11 protein-coding genes and 1 pseudogene are annotated in these 17361 nt (G+C 31.6%); 6 read left to right on the forward strand and 6 right to left on the reverse strand.

Annotation, left to right across the window (positions count from 1 at the left end; translation table 11 throughout):
• The first annotated feature begins 823 nt into the window (after positions 1-823).
• A complete protein-coding gene (locus P3F56_RS09475; RefSeq protein ID WP_281152614.1) occupies positions 824-982 on the forward strand; it encodes a hypothetical protein in 159 nt (52 codons plus the stop codon).
• Between the two features lie 38 nt (positions 983-1020).
• Here the strand turns inward: P3F56_RS09475 and P3F56_RS09480 are convergent, their stop codons facing one another.
• Positions 1021-1626 carry a chorismate lyase gene (locus P3F56_RS09480; protein ID WP_281152615.1) on the reverse strand — a complete coding sequence of 202 codons (606 nt, stop codon included), beginning with the start codon at positions 1624-1626 and terminating at the stop codon, positions 1021-1023.
• Between the two features lie 66 nt (positions 1627-1692).
• On the opposite strand from P3F56_RS09480, the gene truB reads away from it, so the two are divergent.
• The 3 genes and pseudogenes from truB to P3F56_RS10610 form a co-directional block, all read left to right on the forward strand.
• On the forward strand, positions 1693-2589 hold the full coding sequence (gene truB, locus P3F56_RS09485; RefSeq protein ID WP_281152616.1) for a tRNA pseudouridine(55) synthase TruB: 897 nt from the start codon (positions 1693-1695) through the stop codon (positions 2587-2589).
• Between the two features lie 292 nt (positions 2590-2881).
• The gene (locus tag P3F56_RS09490; protein WP_281152617.1) at positions 2882-3598 is read left to right on the forward strand and encodes a hypothetical protein; all 717 of its coding nucleotides are present in this window, start codon (positions 2882-2884) and stop codon (positions 3596-3598) included.
• A 542-nt stretch (positions 3599-4140) separates the two neighbouring features.
• A pseudogene (locus tag P3F56_RS10610) lies at positions 4141-4278 on the forward strand (transposase); the annotation flags it as partial.
• Between the two features lie 3459 nt (positions 4279-7737).
• On the opposite strand, the gene P3F56_RS09495 reads toward P3F56_RS10610, so the two are convergent.
• Together P3F56_RS09495 and tsaB are read right to left on the reverse strand one after the other, a co-directional pair.
• Positions 7738-8571: a DNA adenine methylase gene (locus P3F56_RS09495; protein WP_281152618.1), complete on the reverse strand. Its 834-nt coding sequence runs from the start codon at positions 8569-8571 to the stop codon at positions 7738-7740.
• Positions 8572-8584: 13 nt separating this feature from the next.
• Positions 8585-9226: a tRNA (adenosine(37)-N6)-threonylcarbamoyltransferase complex dimerization subunit type 1 TsaB gene (tsaB, locus tag P3F56_RS09500; RefSeq protein ID WP_281152619.1), complete on the reverse strand. Its 642-nt coding sequence runs from the start codon at positions 9224-9226 to the stop codon at positions 8585-8587.
• Positions 9227-9566: 340 nt separating this feature from the next.
• On the opposite strand from tsaB, the gene P3F56_RS09505 reads away from it, so the two are divergent.
• Positions 9567-10820 carry an aspartate aminotransferase family protein gene (locus tag P3F56_RS09505; protein WP_281152620.1) on the forward strand — a complete coding sequence of 418 codons (1254 nt, stop codon included), beginning with the start codon at positions 9567-9569 and terminating at the stop codon, positions 10818-10820.
• A gap of 1734 nt (positions 10821-12554) precedes the next feature.
• Positions 12555-13214, forward strand: a complete 660-nt coding sequence (hisIE, locus tag P3F56_RS09510) for a bifunctional phosphoribosyl-AMP cyclohydrolase/phosphoribosyl-ATP diphosphatase HisIE (protein ID WP_281152621.1) — start codon at positions 12555-12557, stop codon at positions 13212-13214.
• Positions 13215-14463: 1249 nt separating this feature from the next.
• Here hisIE and P3F56_RS09515 read toward each other — a convergent pair.
• From P3F56_RS09515 to P3F56_RS09525, 3 genes are all read right to left on the reverse strand, one after another.
• Entirely contained in the window at positions 14464-14772 is a 309-nt protein-coding gene (locus tag P3F56_RS09515; protein WP_342637146.1) for a hypothetical protein, read from the reverse strand.
• 509 nt (positions 14773-15281) lie between these two features.
• On the reverse strand, positions 15282-16484 hold the full coding sequence (locus P3F56_RS09520; RefSeq protein WP_405054793.1) for a glycosyltransferase: 1203 nt from the start codon (positions 16482-16484) through the stop codon (positions 15282-15284).
• An 81-nt stretch (positions 16485-16565) separates the two neighbouring features.
• On the reverse strand, positions 16566-17345 hold the full coding sequence (locus tag P3F56_RS09525) for an ABC transporter permease (protein WP_405054752.1): 780 nt from the start codon (positions 17343-17345) through the stop codon (positions 16566-16568).
• Between the last annotated feature and the right edge of the window lie 16 nt (positions 17346-17361).

The raw sequence follows: 17361 nt of genomic DNA on the forward strand, positions 1-17361 counted from the left end.
TGTTCTCACAACAAGATTGTTTATTCTTGATTCTACAATTTGTTAGAGAACAGTGGAAGGCATCCTCAAACTATTCCGATAAGAGAGTCTATAACTAGACTATTTTTTCTTTAAAACATATCATAGTATTTATAGAGAAGATAGCCATAATTGGGGATACTCACAGTGGTGAAATAACTAAAATACAGGAATATATTTGACTACAATGTTTCAGAAATATTCTAATTTAATCGAAATAAAAAGTCTGTAAAATCTAACTTTATTAGCCAATTCTAGAGCAATATAGATCAAGAAAAAATATCTGAAAACTCACTTGAATTACTGTAGTGATCGAGCCATGATTTAAACGGCTGGGATAAACATGGCATTTATGGATGCTATTTTTGCATCCATAAAACCCGGAAAGGCATATTGAGAACAAAATTCGGACAGTTATTACTATTTACTCTAACAACTTTAGCAGGGACAGTTTATCACAAGTCAGTCTTGAGAAAAAATAATCAAGTTAAAACAGAGGACTTTATTATTTTTTTGATGAAGCCTATGAATATTTTAGCTACAATAAGGTTAAGTATTTTTCCCCTCGGTCAATTTTTGGCAGGAGTCAAAAAGTCCAGGACACAATTTTCATTTGTCTACCTATTATTTTTCAATATGTCACATTAGGCGCTTTAACTATGGGTAAAAGCTGTTGTTAGCAGCATTGACCACAGATTGCTCATATCAGAGAGTTTTTGCTTGCCTCTCTTAAGAGTACTGGGGATATCTACACTTCTATTTTCTCTGAGGGTTGTTTGATATTTTTACGAAAATTAATACCGATATGAAAGATTTTAATTCAGTTAAAAAGTTAATTGAAACATCTCAAGTTGTTGTCCTTTCTAGCAAAACTTTTGGGAGAATTAATGAATGTTATTTTCGAGTTGCTTACGGTCTTTTGCGGCCAGCAATGGCAAAAGAGGGAATTGAAGGATTAAAATAAAAATCAAGACAGATTATATTATTAATTCGGAAGTGGGTTTAACTGATTGGTCCCAAATATTTGCGCAAATAGGGAGAAAACACCTCATAAATTAGAGTTAAAGGTTTGCGATCATGCCAAAATAAATAATGTCTGCCCCAAAAAGGGCCTTTTTCTCCAAACGCCTCTTCTAAAGCAGAGGAATTGCCATGATAAATCCCTTGAATATCACGGTATAATCCCGTATATAACTGTGAAAGGCTCTCCCAAATGGGTAAGGAGCGATTCTCTAAATATTTGTCTATGTGATTGGCATTCCACCAAGAAGCAGCATAGGCTAATCTTTGTCCTGATGCTGTTCGTAGCCAAACCTGTCGTCGAAGACGAGGTTCGAGGACACTTTCAATCTGCGCCGGCGCGCCATCTTTATTCTTATCAATTGAAGATAGGTCAATGAGATCAACTTCTGTGTTTTCTGTCGTAAGTAGTTTTAAATGACGAGTTGGAGAACCATCCCCTAACAACAGAATTTGCCATGCAGGAGACAATTGATGATGAGGAAGTCCCTGTTTGACTTGTTCTTCACCACCTTCCCAAATAATGTCAAGAGCGTGCCACTGATGAGTTGATGTTGTGTTGTTATCAGAGTTCAAAATTGCTGTCACTGGTTCTAAAAAAGACTTTATAACTTCTAAGGTTATAATAACAAAACTAAACCTTTGTAGGAGCGAATGTTTGGATTTATCGCCTTAAATAAACCATCAGAAATTACATCTCATGATTGTGTAGCCAGAGTTAGAAAAATTCTTAAACTCAGAAAAGTTGGTCACGGTGGAACCCTGGATCCTTTAGCAACGGGAGTTCTACCTATTGCTGTGGGGAAAGCTACTCGTTTATTGCAATTTCTACCTGAGAACAAAGCTTACCGTGCCCTGATCCGCCTAGGAATGCAGACAACCACTGATGACCTCCAAGGAGAGGTAGTTAAGTCCCAATCTGCTTCGATGTTAACTTTAGAACAAGTTGAACCCCTACTGCATAAGTTTATTGGAACTATTCAACAGACTCCCCCTATTTATAGTGCCATTCAACGTGATGGAAAACGGTTGTATGATTTAGCAAGACGAGGAAAACTGGTAGATATTCCGGCAAAAAAAATTTATATTGAGCGAATTAACTTAGTTGGTTGGTATCCTGGGGAATTTCCCGAATTAGAAGTTGATATTACTTGTGGTCCAGGGACTTATATTCGAGCGATTGCCCGCGATTTGGGAACTATGCTTAACTTGGGGGGAACTTTGGCTAGGTTAACTCGTACTGAAAGTTGTGGGATGAAGTTATCCGAAAGTATTACTTTAGGACAATTAAAAACAGAGATTGAACAGGGAAGTTTTAGCTTAATTTCTTCAAATGTTGCCCTACAACATTTGAATCAAATATTTTTATCAGAAACAAACGGAAAACGTTGGCTTCAAGGACAAAAAATTGTTCAAGATTTACCGCCATTATCTGTTTCTGGAATTGTTAGAGTATATCAAGAAGAAAACAAGTTATTAGGCATAGGAAATATTGTTAAATTCGATGATTATCAGATTTTGAGTCCTAAAGTTGTTATTTTAAATGAGTAAGAAATTTTCAATTTATAAAACAGTTTCTATTTGAATTAGTCTATAAGTTTAATTGACTATATGTTTAGTGAATTCTTAACTTTTAACGAAGATTTTAATAACTTACTTGAGTTGAAAATAAAGTAGAAAAGATATTAGCTTTAATTAGGATAAATTCTACTTTTTTCCACTTAGTCCAAAAAATCGTTCGTTATTTGGGACTGACATTCCTTAATTGGGGAAGCTAGGATCGAAAGTATGGAGAATAAATTACTCTATTTATTAGACGGGAGTCGTAAGGAGATTTAACATCATGTTTGACTTAAGTTATGGTACATCTGGAATAGCTACAGCAATCTCGTTATTAATTGGAATAACGGCAGTAACTCCCATCTATCTCTTTAAACCGGCGGCAGCTCAACCGTTTTCTCTAGAAAACAATAATAATTCTGGTCCCATTTCTAATGATGTAGTAATTCCTCTGGGGACTCGAATTCCCCTCCGACACCAAGATGCTGAGAGAATTCTTGTTACCAACGAAGAAAGTCTTGATATAACCCTTGAAACTGCAGCCAATATTAGGGATCGCTACGGTAATTTTTTGGTTCCAGTAGGTAGTAAGGTCATGGGCTTTATACAACCAGCTAATGGGGGAGCGCAGTTTGTTACACGAGAAATCATCATTTATAATCAACGGTATCCTCTTTATGCAAGTTCTGGTGTCGTGACTCGTACAGAAACTATTAATGAAGGTGCAAGTGTGGAGGAAATTTTAGGAGGAACTTTGGCAGGTTCTGCTGCTGCTGCTATTATTGCTGGAACGACAGGTGATCGCCGTATTGATGCTTTAGAAGTCTTGGCAGGTGCTGCGGTAGGGACCCTGGCCGGATGGGGCTTGCCAGAAGCTGGCCTTATTGGAGGGGGTGAAACTCAGGTTATCTCTATTGATCCTAACCAAGATTTGGCTATTATTCTAGAATCGAATTTAACTTTAACAGGGAACAATAAGGGAAGTTATAGACGTTTTTAACACAAACTATTGTGAAGACTGAACTCAAATTATTTGTGTATTTCCTATATATTTTTAACGTCAGATGAGTTCGACAGAAAATTTTGGAGAAAAGGGGCAGTGGACATTCTATATGCTATGGTCCTTATGGATTGAAGTCCGATGCTATGGATATAAAATTTCTCCCGATATTGCAAAAACATTTTGTGTTCTAGATAACTATCTATCAAAGACTTGAACGGCATTTTAATTTTACTCCTAAATTGACATTATTGATTTGAAAAAAAGGTTTCATTTTCGTTTGAGTTTAGATAAATTTATGACCATTAAAATCACTTATTTCTGGTCAGCATATTGAACCTTTAAAGAATTTCATGAATTACAGATTTCCACCTTATAAGAAAGAATTTCCTGATCTCCTAAAATAGGGATGTTACTGTGCTGTTTTTTACATATTTACATAAGTCTTTAATTAGACTAACGCCAGAGTAAACTAAGTTTCTTAAGGCTTAATTAGATAGTATTAAAAGCCTATTATATAGCATTTAAAATTTGAATTACATTTAATTGTAAACGACCACTGTAAATTATTGACTTTGAACTTCACTCCAGGCAACACAGATAACAGTAAATCTATTTCTGCGTTAAGGCAAAATTTAATCAACAAATTATTAGAAGACCGAGAATATATTACTCAATAACTCTTTGAGACCTTATATCAACAAGGACTTCAATTAATTACTCATTATCAATAAAACATAAAGGAAAAGTCAGTAAAACTAATTGGTAAATTTTTACTTAGTCAGCGTTCTTTAATTGAAAAGGTTAACGACCAACTTAAAATATCTCTCATATTGTATATGCGAAACATCGAAATATTTGAAACTGTCTTGTTAACCTTTTTGCTCGATTGATGACTTATGCCTATTTACCTAAAAAACCTTCTTGCAGCTTAAGGTCAAAAAGTAAGTTGGCCTTTTCTACTGCTTTTTTAAAAAACTGTTTTAGTCTTTATTTATGATAGTTATCATTTCATTTAACTATCAATATAGTTGTTTTGTTACTAAACAATTGAGACTGATAACAGTGTTTTTAAAACCTTTTTAAACTAAGTTTTTTAGAGTTATTAACTATAGTTTTAACTGTCGTTAGTAAAATTGGATTACAGACTTAATACAAACCATAAGTTTATTTAACAGGTGCTTTTTTGAACAGATTTTTATATTTAAAATTAATGTCATCTATTTTGTATGCAAGTATCAATTATTTTTAATATATATTCGGAAATAGACTACTTTTCTTGTTTAAGAAATTAAATTCTATATTATAAATAATAATGAAACATTTTTTTAGAAAATTTAACTATTTATAGATACACTTCATTTTTTTATCATTGTGTTAAGATAGTAAATTTTTCATACTGATAATCCTCTAAAATTAGAGGATTATCGTCTCGAGATAACTCATCATGTTTAACCATAATTTAACTTAATTAAGTTTACATAATCTTGATGTCTAACTAATAAATCTTTTATATAAGATCAATAAATAATTGAAGTTATATAAAAAAATCTAAATATTTATTTCTTTTATATTTGTTTGTTAACATAATTAATTTAACTTGAACTAGCAATTTTTTCTGAATTTACCACAATAAAAAGTAGTGTATTAGACATGAAATAAACTTATTGATAGCTTTCAAATAATCCCTTCGTAGAGAGCTTCAACTAGTGGAGTTAAAATCGAGACAATAAGGAGATAAAACAAGACTTGCTCTAGTATATATTCCATTAGTTCTCTATCTTTTGTTGCTTTATGAGCTAGTCAATTATTCATAACCACACAGGCCTCTGTCGGGGTTTGTAGTATCAGTACTTATGTTTTATCAATGAGACGTGACAAACTCAATAAACCTAATGTTTCTTCAATATGAGTTTGGTGTTTAAAATTTTACTATTAAGGATAGTTTTGGGAAATAAAAGTTTCTTTACGGTGAAGAATCGGAGGATTGTTATTATCAGTATAATAACAACAATATTCAAGGTTGAGCTCGGGTGAGGCTCACGCTCAAAGTCTGGAGAAAAAAGATAAAGTACTTTAAATTTATTGGTGCTAAATTTGACTAGAGTTATTTGAGATATTGTATCAGTAATTTGGAAAATTTTTTGTTTTTTTATAAAAAAAGTCAACAAAGGCTATTTTACTTCTATGCAGATATAAGACGTTGGGTCGGATTTTCCAGATCCTATTACTTTGGCAAGTACCAATAACATTATTAATGCATAATTAAAAATAAGTAAGTAATTTTTATAAAATCACAGATTAATACAACACTTTTATTACTTCTTGATTTCAGATATTTTTCAAGCTCAAGTATTTTTGATGCATAGATGTAAACATCCACTATGAATACATCCATGCTTATTTTAGCTGAATTTATTCTAAATTTTAGTTGATTTTTTAAAATTAAAAATCACTCAAATAATAAACTAGTTAAATGTTAAGTTAAATAACTTTATGGTTAAAAATTGACGTTATTTTTAACCCCATAAGCTCTTATTTCAATTAACTTCAATTTTTGATTAAAACCTTATACTGTTACTTAGTCACTATGGAAAATATTTTCTTTAATCCAATACCTAACTATTTCACGCTTTTCGGATATAACAAATAAGCTTTTAAACACTAATTAGCCGATTTAAATAGTCCTAAAATAAACTTCTTTTTTTAAAAAAGACTCTAAATTATCCTTTTAATTTGGGCATTTTTGAGAGAAACTTGGTATACTTGTATGCATTCTATTTATCCTTGATTTTTTCATCTAATAAATAGTTTTTTTGTTTAAATACGACATTTTTTTATTAGTATTTTTTTATCTTCTCATCTAAAATATTTCTTATAAAAAATTAACTTTTGACTTTTTTATTACACAAAATTTATACAATAAATTTTGTGTAATAAAAACCTAATATTTTAAGGGCAAATAAAAATTACGATTTATTTATAAGTTCTTATTTATATAATTACTATACTCACTCTTTTATTGAAATCTATCAATACTAAATAATAATTTTTCTGTCTTTTAATTTTAGCAATTTTATAAAAAATTAACCATTTTAATATCTAAGATCTTTCCACTTAATATTTATCTAAATATTCCAACTTTAAATTTTTAAGTATGTGTATTTTAAGAAAAAAAATAACTATACTGTGATTTTAACTACACATTAATTATATCTAATTTATAAATTAATTTTTAAATTTTTGAGATAGGTAAATATTTTTTAAAGCATTTATCTAATAGTTAATTTATTTTTTCTATTAAAATAAACAATAGATAATTGTGAGTAGTTTTATTTTTTTAATCTTATTTAGATAACTAAATTAAATAAAAAATGTTTAGTTTAGTACAATTTAATTACAAAGATAAAACATGCTATAGTAATATACTATTTTTTATTTATATAAAGAAATAAGGTTAGAATAAGTTATGTTTGTTTTTTGTTTTAATACTTCAGCTAATTTTTATTTATAAAAATTATATTTTTTAAAAATCTTATAGATAAGACTTGATTGGATCTAATTATACTTCTAGTTATAATTAAAATGGTTAATTTTAACTCTCTTTTATTAAGCAATAAAGATAATTTCCTAAATAATATTTCTGTGACTTTTCAGATATACATCTCTATTTTGGATTTAAAAATAAATATTTTAAAACTTCTAACTGTTAGTAAATTGTCTTTTTAAATTTGAGATCTTTATTTTCTGTTCATTTATAATATAACTTGAGTAACTTATCTTACCTTCCAAATTTTATGATTATATTATCCTTCTGATTTTACCTAAAAAATCCCCTTAACCTTAGGAGTAATTCACATTGTCATATCTAAATATTTTCTTTGTTAAAAGAAAATATTTAGATATGACAATAACTTATTAACTTAATAAATATTACTAAAGTGCTTAAAATAATACAAATGTGGGTATAAGTTTTGCTGCAAGTTGACAATTAAAAATTAGATAAATAATGTCTACTTTTTAGAGAAAATCGATTATCATACTTCTGACTTTTACTATATGAGACTAGTATAGACTATATTTTTAAGAAAATTTAATTGTTTATTAAAACTAGTTACAAAAAAACCATTTCAGCTGTGTTAATTTTTAATAAAAATCTCTTTTCCTTTTTTAGCTTTTCCTTGTTTATAATTATTCATACCATATTGAAGTTCCCAATCAATAATACTAAAATCTTTGAAGTTATTTTTTATTTCTTCAGAGTTATCATAAGTAATTAACCATTTATGTTGACAATTGACTAAACTTTTAGCAAATCTTTGATGATCGAAAGAAGTATGTAAATTACCATCTTTTCCATATAATTTAGATTGACTGGCAGCCAAATAAGGAGGATCTAAAAAAATAAATACTCGATCTTCTCCTACATTAACGACTTCACTGTAATCTAAATTGGTGATTCTAACATCTTTTAAAATAGGTTCTAAACTTTTCAGACGATCAATAGAAGAATCCGTAAATCTAGTTAAAAAAGATTGATGTGAAAATCCTCCAGATTCTACAGTTCCTGAAAAAGTAATTCTATTTAAAATAAAAAAACGAACTGCTCTTTCAAAGTCTGATAATTCTTCAACGTTAACTGAAGTTAATTTTTTGAAAAGTTTTCGACCATCAGTACAATTTAATTTAATTTCACGCAAAGCAACCACTAATTCTTTTAGATCGGATTGAGCGATCTTCCAAAACAAGTATAATTCGTGGTTTAAATCATTAATCCAAATATCAAGATTAGAATAAGTTTGTTTAATATAAATGAACATTGAGCCCCCACCAGAAAATGGTTCCCGATATTCAGTATATTTAGATAAATTATTAGGAAGATGTTGAATGATTTGTTTAATAGCCTTTGATTTCCCCCCAGGAAAGCGTAAAGGACTTTTAACCAAACTATTCTTCTGAGATGTTTTTATCATATCATTTCAATTATCAATTGACCACTGACATACCATAAAAGGGTATCACATCTGACCAATGAGGGTGTTTTCCATGTTGCCAATCATAGTAAGCTAATTCGAGAATACTGGTTACAGTAAACCCTAATTTTTTAGGGATTATTAAAGGTTTTGTGTTAATCTTTAAACTCTGTATTTTTTGCACCCATATATCAGGATCAATCACCATATCAGGTAGATCAATAATGAATTTTTGGTTATGATCTTTTACTTTATAAATTGCGACATACAATTGTCCCCTTGAAGCTGACATTTGAACAGGAATTAACGAATCAACGGAATAGTTATCTCTATTTTGCCAAGCAAAAGCTTCTAAAGTTGAAATACCAAAAAGAGGAATATTTAACTGCTGTGCTAACGTCCGTGCTGTAACCACACCAATACGAGTACTGGTAAAACTACCTGGACCTTTTGCAACAGCAATGAATGCCAATTTTTCAAAAATTTTATGGCTAACAAATTCAACTAAATGTTGATGTAAATAGGTAGATAGTTTGTGCTCAACATCCCAAGTTTTTGAACGGATTTCTTTTGAAAAATTACTAATAATTAGTCCAAGCTGAAAGCTAGTTGTGTGTAAGGCAAGACCATACTGAGAAGAAGTCAAGTTATACATATAGTGTTAACAATAATCAAGACTAAGACTAAGGATTTGGGAGGCTAAATACTAAGGTCCTGGACACAGCGCAAACAAATTATTCATCAACACAGCAATTTATATAATTTAGTTAATCATAACATTTTATGTGATACAATGATTCATCAAGATATACCTTAATTTCTAGCTATTACTTGAACCAATGAATTTTATTTTCAAAAAAATTATCTTCTCTATTTCTCTAGTCTGAAGAATAAAAGATTAAATTTAGGAAAAATCTAAATAAATCTCAGTCCTCTCTCTAACTTTGACTTACAATGGTAAATCAAGCTTAACTTAACTTTACTAGGAGCGAACTGTGAGCCACTCCTTCCTTCCTGACCCCCCCGCCCAGGCGTTCGATTATAATGAGTTTGATATCCATGTTATGCACACCTATGAGCGTTTCCCCATCGCTATCGAAAAGGGGCAAGGATGTCGTCTCTGGGATACTGAAGGACGGGAATATTTAGACTTTGTTGCCGGAATTGCTACTTGTACTCTCGGCCACGCTCATCCCGCTTTAATCGAAACGGTTACCCAACAAATCAAAAAACTCCACCACGTCTCGAATTTTTACTATATTCCTGAACAGGGAGCTTTAGCTAAGTGGCTTGTGGATTATTCCTGTGCTGATAGTGTCTTTTTTTGCAATTCTGGTGCAGAAGCCAATGAAGCGGCTATTAAACTAGTAAGAAAATACGCCCATACGGTATTAGACTCCTTCGAACAGCCTGTAATTCTAACCGCAAAAGCTAGTTTTCACGGACGCACCCTAGCCACTATTACTGCTACCGGACAACCTAAATATCAACAAGATTTTGAACCCCTAATGCCTGGGTTTGTCTACGTTCCCTACAACGATATCAAAACGGTAGAAGACACGATCATTGACCTAAATAAAAGGAACAATCGAGTAGTCGCCATCATGTTAGAACCTCTTCAAGGAGAGGGAGGAGTTCGTCCAGGAGATTTAGAATATTTTCTGCGGTTGCGAAAAATTTGTGATGAAAATAATATCCTTTTAGTATTGGATGAAGTACAAGTTGGGATAGGTCGTTCCGGCAAATTATGGGGTTACGAGTATTTAGAGGTTGAACCAGATATCTTCACTAGCGCGAAAGGACTAGCCGGAGGAATTCCCATCGGAGCGATGATGTGTAAAAGATTCTGCGATGTCTTGAGTCCAGGAACCCATGCGAGCACCTTTGGGGGGAACCCTTTTGTCACCGCCGTAGCCTTGACAGTATTAGAAACCATTAAGAAAGAAAATCTCTTACAGAATGTTCAAGATAGAGGAGAACAGTTAAGAACTAGCTTACGAGTGATCACTCAGAAATATCCTACTTTATTTACAGAGGTTCGAGGATGGGGTTTAATCAACGGAATAGAATTAAAACAAGAAATTAAATTAACGTCCCTAGATATTGTTAAAGCAGCAATGGAAGATGGGTTATTATTGGCCCCAGCAGGACCCAAAGTATTACGGTTTGTTCCTCCTTTAATTGTTTCTGAAATGGAGGTAGAACAAGCGATAGAAATCCTAGGACGGGTGTTAGAAAAAATAAGTTAATAGAGTTCTATCGAACCTGTCAAGTAAGACTAACACCTTATATAGATGAAGGAACGGGGAAAAGAGAATAGAAAATGTCGAATAGGCGTGTGACTGAGGATTTAACCAGCCTTCAACTCTTATCGCCAAGAGAGGGTAAAAGTTGAAGTCTTTGATTCGGAAATCGGAAAAAGAAACGAAAAAGTTTCAGTAGATTCTAATTTCGACTGAAACTTTTTCTGTTGCTTATTGCCAAAGCCAAAATTTTCTCCCCCCAAGAGAGATAAAGTTTAGATAAATCTCGTTTTCTATCAACTTAACCTTGCGCCATAATTAGGTATCTGATGTGTTCTTCCCTATATCGTATCTCTCTACTATTTTGATTCAAATTGAGACAATACTTGTTCTAATTTGTTGAACCATACCATATAGTTTCTTTAGGAAAAATTTTGGTGAGTAAATAGAATTTTTAAGTAAAATCTCCGCCTTTTACCAAATTTTTAAGCCTTTAAAATTATGAATATCTGACATTCGTTTAAATTTTTCTTCTTAACTGTTTCCTGTTATAGATTCATCACTATCAGTTTATCATCCTAAGTTCTGTAGAACTTATTTTATTTCTCTTTTAAAGAAGTTTAACTCTTCTGTAAATTTATTTCCGTATTGATTAAATCTCATTTAACGATGATTGATTTTGAGGGAGACTGCTTTCTCTGCCCGAGGTAACTCTCTCATAGTTAATCAACTATTGTGATAAAGCTTCTTAGTGGTTGAACTACAATAAATACAAGTTGCTATTTGTCCTATTTTCTTGATAAATAAAATTATTTCTATCCCAATTATTTCTATCCCATTAAAGATACTTCCCGTTACCAATGGGAAGTATCTTTAATAACGGGTTTTATTTGAATAGGTTAAAGTGAAGAAATTAAAAACACTAATTGCCCCAGAACATGAGATAGTACTACATAGATATTCCCATTAAAATCATAGAAACCAACAATAGAAGTAATCAAGTAACTTAACAACAGATAGAGCATTTTAAGTCAAAACTAGTTTATGTGTGTTAAACATATCTCTAAAAATTTAAAAATAAAAACCACATATAACTATTCTTTAATGGCTAAAATTAAATCTCTTTAATCGAGGCAAAAAACTTGATATCGTATAAAAATTGCCAGAATAAGATAACGATGCTATTCCGCAAGAAATAAGTACTAGCTTACACAAAAAATAGGTGTTCTAGTTAATATTGTTAATACATATGATTTTTTAAGAAAATTAAACTGACCCATAAAAGTACTTTTTAAGCTAGGTTAATTAACCCTTATTTTTTGCCTTTTTTATTAAAGAATTGGCGTTTAGTTAAATTTATTTAAATCTAAAAAATTAATACAATCACAAGTGATTAATAAATCACTTGTGATTGCAGCTTTAGATTTTATCACTAGTTGTAATTATTGTCTTTGATTAACTTAATAGATGAGACTTTCACTCCTCTATTCGTCCATGCGCAATCACATTATTACTAATAAAATTTATTATCGTAATCACCAAAATATAACTTAATTATCTCTTTTAGATGGATTAAGTTAGAGCAGACAATCTTAAAAGTTAATAAAGTGCACAATTTTATGTCTTAAGACCAAGTATTATGTCAATAATAACTATTGATTATAAAAAAGATTGGTTTCAATCTTTGAAATTCAACGGTTGTCCTTCCCAGAAAAGAACACAGTTATTAACTAACCCAAGATGTTTTCTTCAACTAATGCCATTCCAGTAAATAATATTCGATACAATGAACAAGGATTAGTCCCTGTGATCGCCCAGGATTATTTGGATGGAACAGTTTTAATGATGGCTTGGATGAACCGAGAGTCTTTACAAAAAACCTTAGTAACAGGAGAAACATGGTATTGGAGTCGCTCTCGACAGGAATTATGGCATAAAGGGATGACCTCTGGACATATTCAAAAGGTTAAAGAAATTCGCTATGACTGTGATAGTGATGCCTTATTAATTACGGTGGAACAACTTGGAGATATTGCTTGTCATACGGGAGAGAGAAGTTGTTTTCACCAAGTAGACAGTCAAAAGGTAGCCCCCCCAGCTGATACCTTATCAGGGGTGTTTGAAGTAATCTGTAACCGTCGAGATAATCCCATTAAGGAATCGTATACCTGCAGTTTATTAGATGGGAGAGACAACAAAATTCTCAAAAAAATAGGAGAAGAATCAGCCGAAGTAATAATGGCTTGTAAGGATGACGATCCAGAAGCAATTGCCTCTGAAGTAGCTGATTTGTTCTATCATACTTTGGTGGCCTTATCTTATCATCAAGTTGATATTAAAGACGTTTACCGTAAGTTACAAGATAGACAGAAATGCAGTTCTGCTAAACCTGTCATGTAAAAATTCAAAATATACAGACAAAATTTGAGTGTTAATCAAAGGCTTGTCAAGAGCCATGTTATTAGGCATAATTGTTGTATGGCTAATAATATGGCCGGTTTTGTATTTGGATTAAATTAGATTGGGATCGGTGTTTTTATTTTATTGATACTTATAAAATCGAATGCTTAACTGACTTTAATGAAATTTAAAATTTAGAATAAATTATCATGACCCACTATCAGAGTTTAAATGAAATAGGAATAATTTGATTTACTCAAAAAATAGACCTAAAAGCAATTTGTATTGTTTGTGTTTAAACCACTGGAAAACTTCATCACAATAATTGATTAACTATGAGAGGGTTACCTTGGACAGAGAAAGTTGTCTATCATAAAACTAATCCTCGTTAAATGAGATCTAATCAGTATAGGAATGAATTCACACAAAATTTAGGTTTTCTAAAAAAGAAAAGAATATATGCTGAAAGATTTAAGGTAAAAATCAAAGAAGTTATTGTGTAGTATTAGTACTTTCAGATAAAGGAGTGAGCCTAGAAATTATATAAATAATAACATCCAAAGAAATACTGAAATAGCTGAAAGCTTGAAAAGAAGATTTTACTAAAATTGAATAGATTAGTATAGACCTTGGTAAACCAGATAAGAATGTTTTGAATAAACTAATGCCAGAAGTTGAGATCGTAGCAGATAGTTTTCATATGATGAAATAAGTTAATGCTCAATTAGATAGTCAAAAAAAAACTTTTAAACCAGAAGCTAAACAGCTCAAAAATGCCAATTTAAAATAAAAATATATGTTATAAAATTCATTTATAACATATATTTCTTGCTAAGAAAAAGAATATTTAAGCAAAGAAGAAAAAAACTAAGCGTATAAAGTATCATTTTTTCCTTCAGAAATACATCAATTTTAAAAGTATTTAAAAATATTTTTTATAAAAAAACACTGAGTGTCAGGACTATTAAAATAATTTAATTAATATTGAAAAGCCGTGGAATAACTAGACTTATATTGGGAAAATTATTGCCAGTTTTTTTTCAGGCAACTACTTAAGGAACAGTAGGAGCCGCTAGTAATAAATTGGAGTTGATTGAAAGGAAAGCTTATAAATTCAGAAACTTAGTTAATTTTTAACGCCTAGGTTTCTTAACTTGGCATTTAACTAGTTAATTCTACATCATCAGTTCGGTATAACTAGAAATGTCAACTATTAACGATTTAATCATCAACCATTTCAAAGAGCACTTTACCTATAGTTTTCTAAACCATAGGTAAAGTGCTCAATAATATTCGTATCACTTAATTCTAAGTTATAAAAATTGACAAATTCATGATAAAAATAGGGTCCGGCGTGCCAGGTTCCTATTTCCTCATCAACAAAACAATTACTCGGAATTCTAAAGGATTTTAACCAAGTAATGTCAGGATAATCTTTTTCAGAGGAAGGAGCAACTGCTAATAACCATTCTTTCCCTTCAAGAGACCCTAAATATTGAGTACACTGACTATCATGAGTGATCTTAGAGAATTTATGACCCCGTTCATATAATTGCATAATATAGATAGTACATATTCCTGGAATCCTCTTTTTTAGGCTTAATTGTGCATCAGTCTTATCATAAGGATTATCTTCTTCGGAAGGAATAATAAGCTGTCTGTATATTTTAAAAATTTCAAAGCTTATTTAAGGAATTTTAAGTAATTTTAGACTATGAGAGTTATTCGTAATTTGGTAACCCCAACTCGTTACTATATGATCAATTTAAGCAGGCTAAAGCTTTGACCATCAACTCAAGACTCAAGACTCTCGTCAACAACTTGATTCCAGATGTCTTAGCGTTCTTGAAATAACTTTACCTAAACTGATAAAAGATGTTTTTTGCTGAGAAATGGTCTTAATCATAACTGCCTCCAAAATTAGTTCACTAACCTTATTGACAACGCACTATTCGACAACAGAATCAGCTCCAATATACTTACTTTATCATTTTTAAGTACTACTATCTCTTCAGAAGCTAATAGATCGAGTTGAATCGGCTCAGTCAGAATATTTCGGCTTAAGTTTTAAGATAAGTGATCAACTGAATAAACTCTTCCCTTCCAACGGCCTCCTTTTCCTCGCCAATGACGTAATGCAGAGTCTATCGTCATCAACAAATATAAAAAGGAAATTGCAGGTAAACTAATTGACCATAATAACGAGGTTTTATACAACCGCAAAGTTGGTAAATAGGAAATACTCATTAATAGCCAAGTAATTCCTCCTAAACTAGCAATTAACCTATTGCCAACAACTAAACCCCAAATTAAACTAACCGGAGGAACAATATAAATTAAGGTTAGCCCCATAACAGTCCCTATAAGTAAAAGTGGAGAATAATTTAATTGAGTATAGGCAGTTCTAGCTACCATATCCCAAATAGTTTTTAGGGAATCATAAGGTCGTAAACTACAAGTTTTTTCACTCAATCCTAACCAAATTCCTTGAGGAGGGTTTTCTGAAATTTCTTGTAGCTTTAATTTAACGGCTGCTGCCAGAGAACAATCATCGATCAAAGCCTGACGGACAATTTCAAGTCCCCCCACCCGTTCTAAAATATCTTTACGAATTAAAATACAACCTCCTGCAGCGGCTGCCATTTTATGATGAGGATCATTTACCCACAAAAAAGGGTACAGTTTTTCAAAGAAAAAAACAAAAGCAGGGATCAAAAACTGTTCCCAAATACTTTGACAACGCAAACGAACCATGAGGGAGGTCAGGGCCAGATTTTCTTGTTGAGATTTGCCGACTAACTCCCGTAGATTGGTTTGATGATGTTCAATATCAGCATCGGTGAAGAGAATATAATCTGGGTGTAAATGTTGTTCTTTAATGTATTTAATTCCTTGTTCCATTGCCCATAATTTTCCTGACCATCCCGAGGATAATAGCTGTCCAGAAATAACAGTTAGCCGATCAGTTTTATGAAAAGTTGTGGCTAATTGATGGGCTATTTCTGCCGTTCCATCATCACTTTGATCATCAACTAGAATGATTTTAAAATCACCTAAATAATCTTGATTGAGCAATGATTTTAAACTAACTGGTAAAACATCCGCTTCATTTCTAGCAGGAATAACTGCACAAACAGACGGATAAGTAGTTAACGATATTTTCTCTGGATCTATTTTTTGATTAGATAACCAGAATTTGCCTCTAAAAAGCAACAGATATAACCATATCATCAATGATACTATAGCAATAGTAGTTATTATCAAGGTAATCTCCATGACTTTAATGAGTACTGCATTCACATTTTAGTTTTGGAACAAACTCTTTTAGTTTGAGGGAAAAGTAAATAGAGTTCAAAGAAGCAACTGAGCTTGGGAATTAAAGAATTTACGATAAACTCCTTCTGTAACTAAAATAGCAGTCAATAAATTACTAAAAACGATCATAAATAGAATCAAAATTTGATAGGAAGCAGCATTTAATGGATCAATTCCAGCTAAAACTTGTCCTGTAAACATCCCAGGTAAACTGACGATTCCTACTACCATCATTTGATTTAAAGTTGGAATTAATCCGATACGAATAGCCTCTTTACGATAAGAAGCTATAGCCTGTTTTGGTGTTGCTCCTAAACACAGATGAGTTTCCACTTCCAAGCGATTTTGTGCAATCATACTGCTTAATCTTTCCCCAGTCAAAGAAGCACTATTCATTGCATTTCCTAAAATCATACCGGTTAAAGGAATTAAATACTGGGGGGAGTACCAAACATCGGGTCGAATAATAAAAATTAGAGCATAACTTAAAGTTAATAAACTACTCACCAGTAATGCTCCTAAAACAAGGGGAAATAACCTCTGTTTTTGATGAGTAATGCGATTACTAGCTGCCTTAGCGGCAATGGTTAACATAATCCCTAAAATCCCTAGAACAGCGATGGGATTATCCAACTCAAATATGACTAATAAAACCGAACTCACTACTAATAACTGTAGAAGTGATCTCCCCGCGGCTAAGATGAATTGTCCTTCTAACTCTAATTTTTGCCAATTTGATAAAACTATGGCCATAGTAATAATGCCAGATGACCATATCAAGTCAGTTGTATCTAGTGTAATGAAATCATCCACCATAAATTGACTCCCGTAT

The organism is cyanobacterium endosymbiont of Epithemia clementina EcSB, from assembly GCF_029919255.1.
GTDB lineage: Bacteria > Cyanobacteriota > Cyanobacteriia > Cyanobacteriales > Microcystaceae > Rippkaea.

Excerpts from the sequence above, each read along its gene's own strand:
- P3F56_RS09495 (WP_281152618.1), bottom strand. The coding sequence starts at position 8,571 with ATGATAAAAACATCTCAGAAGAATAGTTTGGTTAAAAGTCCTTTACGC.
- P3F56_RS09490 (WP_281152617.1), top strand. The coding sequence starts at position 2,882 with ATGTTTGACTTAAGTTATGGTACATCTGGAATAGCTACAGCAATCTCG.
- P3F56_RS09515 (WP_342637146.1), bottom strand. The coding sequence starts at position 14,772 with ATGCAATTATATGAACGGGGTCATAAATTCTCTAAGATCACTCATGAT.
- hisIE (WP_281152621.1), top strand. The coding sequence starts at position 12,555 with ATGTTTTCTTCAACTAATGCCATTCCAGTAAATAATATTCGATACAAT.
- P3F56_RS09525 (WP_405054752.1), bottom strand. The coding sequence starts at position 17,345 with ATGGTGGATGATTTCATTACACTAGATACAACTGACTTGATATGGTCA.
- truB (WP_281152616.1), top strand. The coding sequence starts at position 1,693 with ATGTTTGGATTTATCGCCTTAAATAAACCATCAGAAATTACATCTCAT.
- tsaB (WP_281152619.1), bottom strand. The coding sequence starts at position 9,226 with ATGTATAACTTGACTTCTTCTCAGTATGGTCTTGCCTTACACACAACT.
- P3F56_RS09475 (WP_281152614.1), top strand. The coding sequence starts at position 824 with ATGAAAGATTTTAATTCAGTTAAAAAGTTAATTGAAACATCTCAAGTT.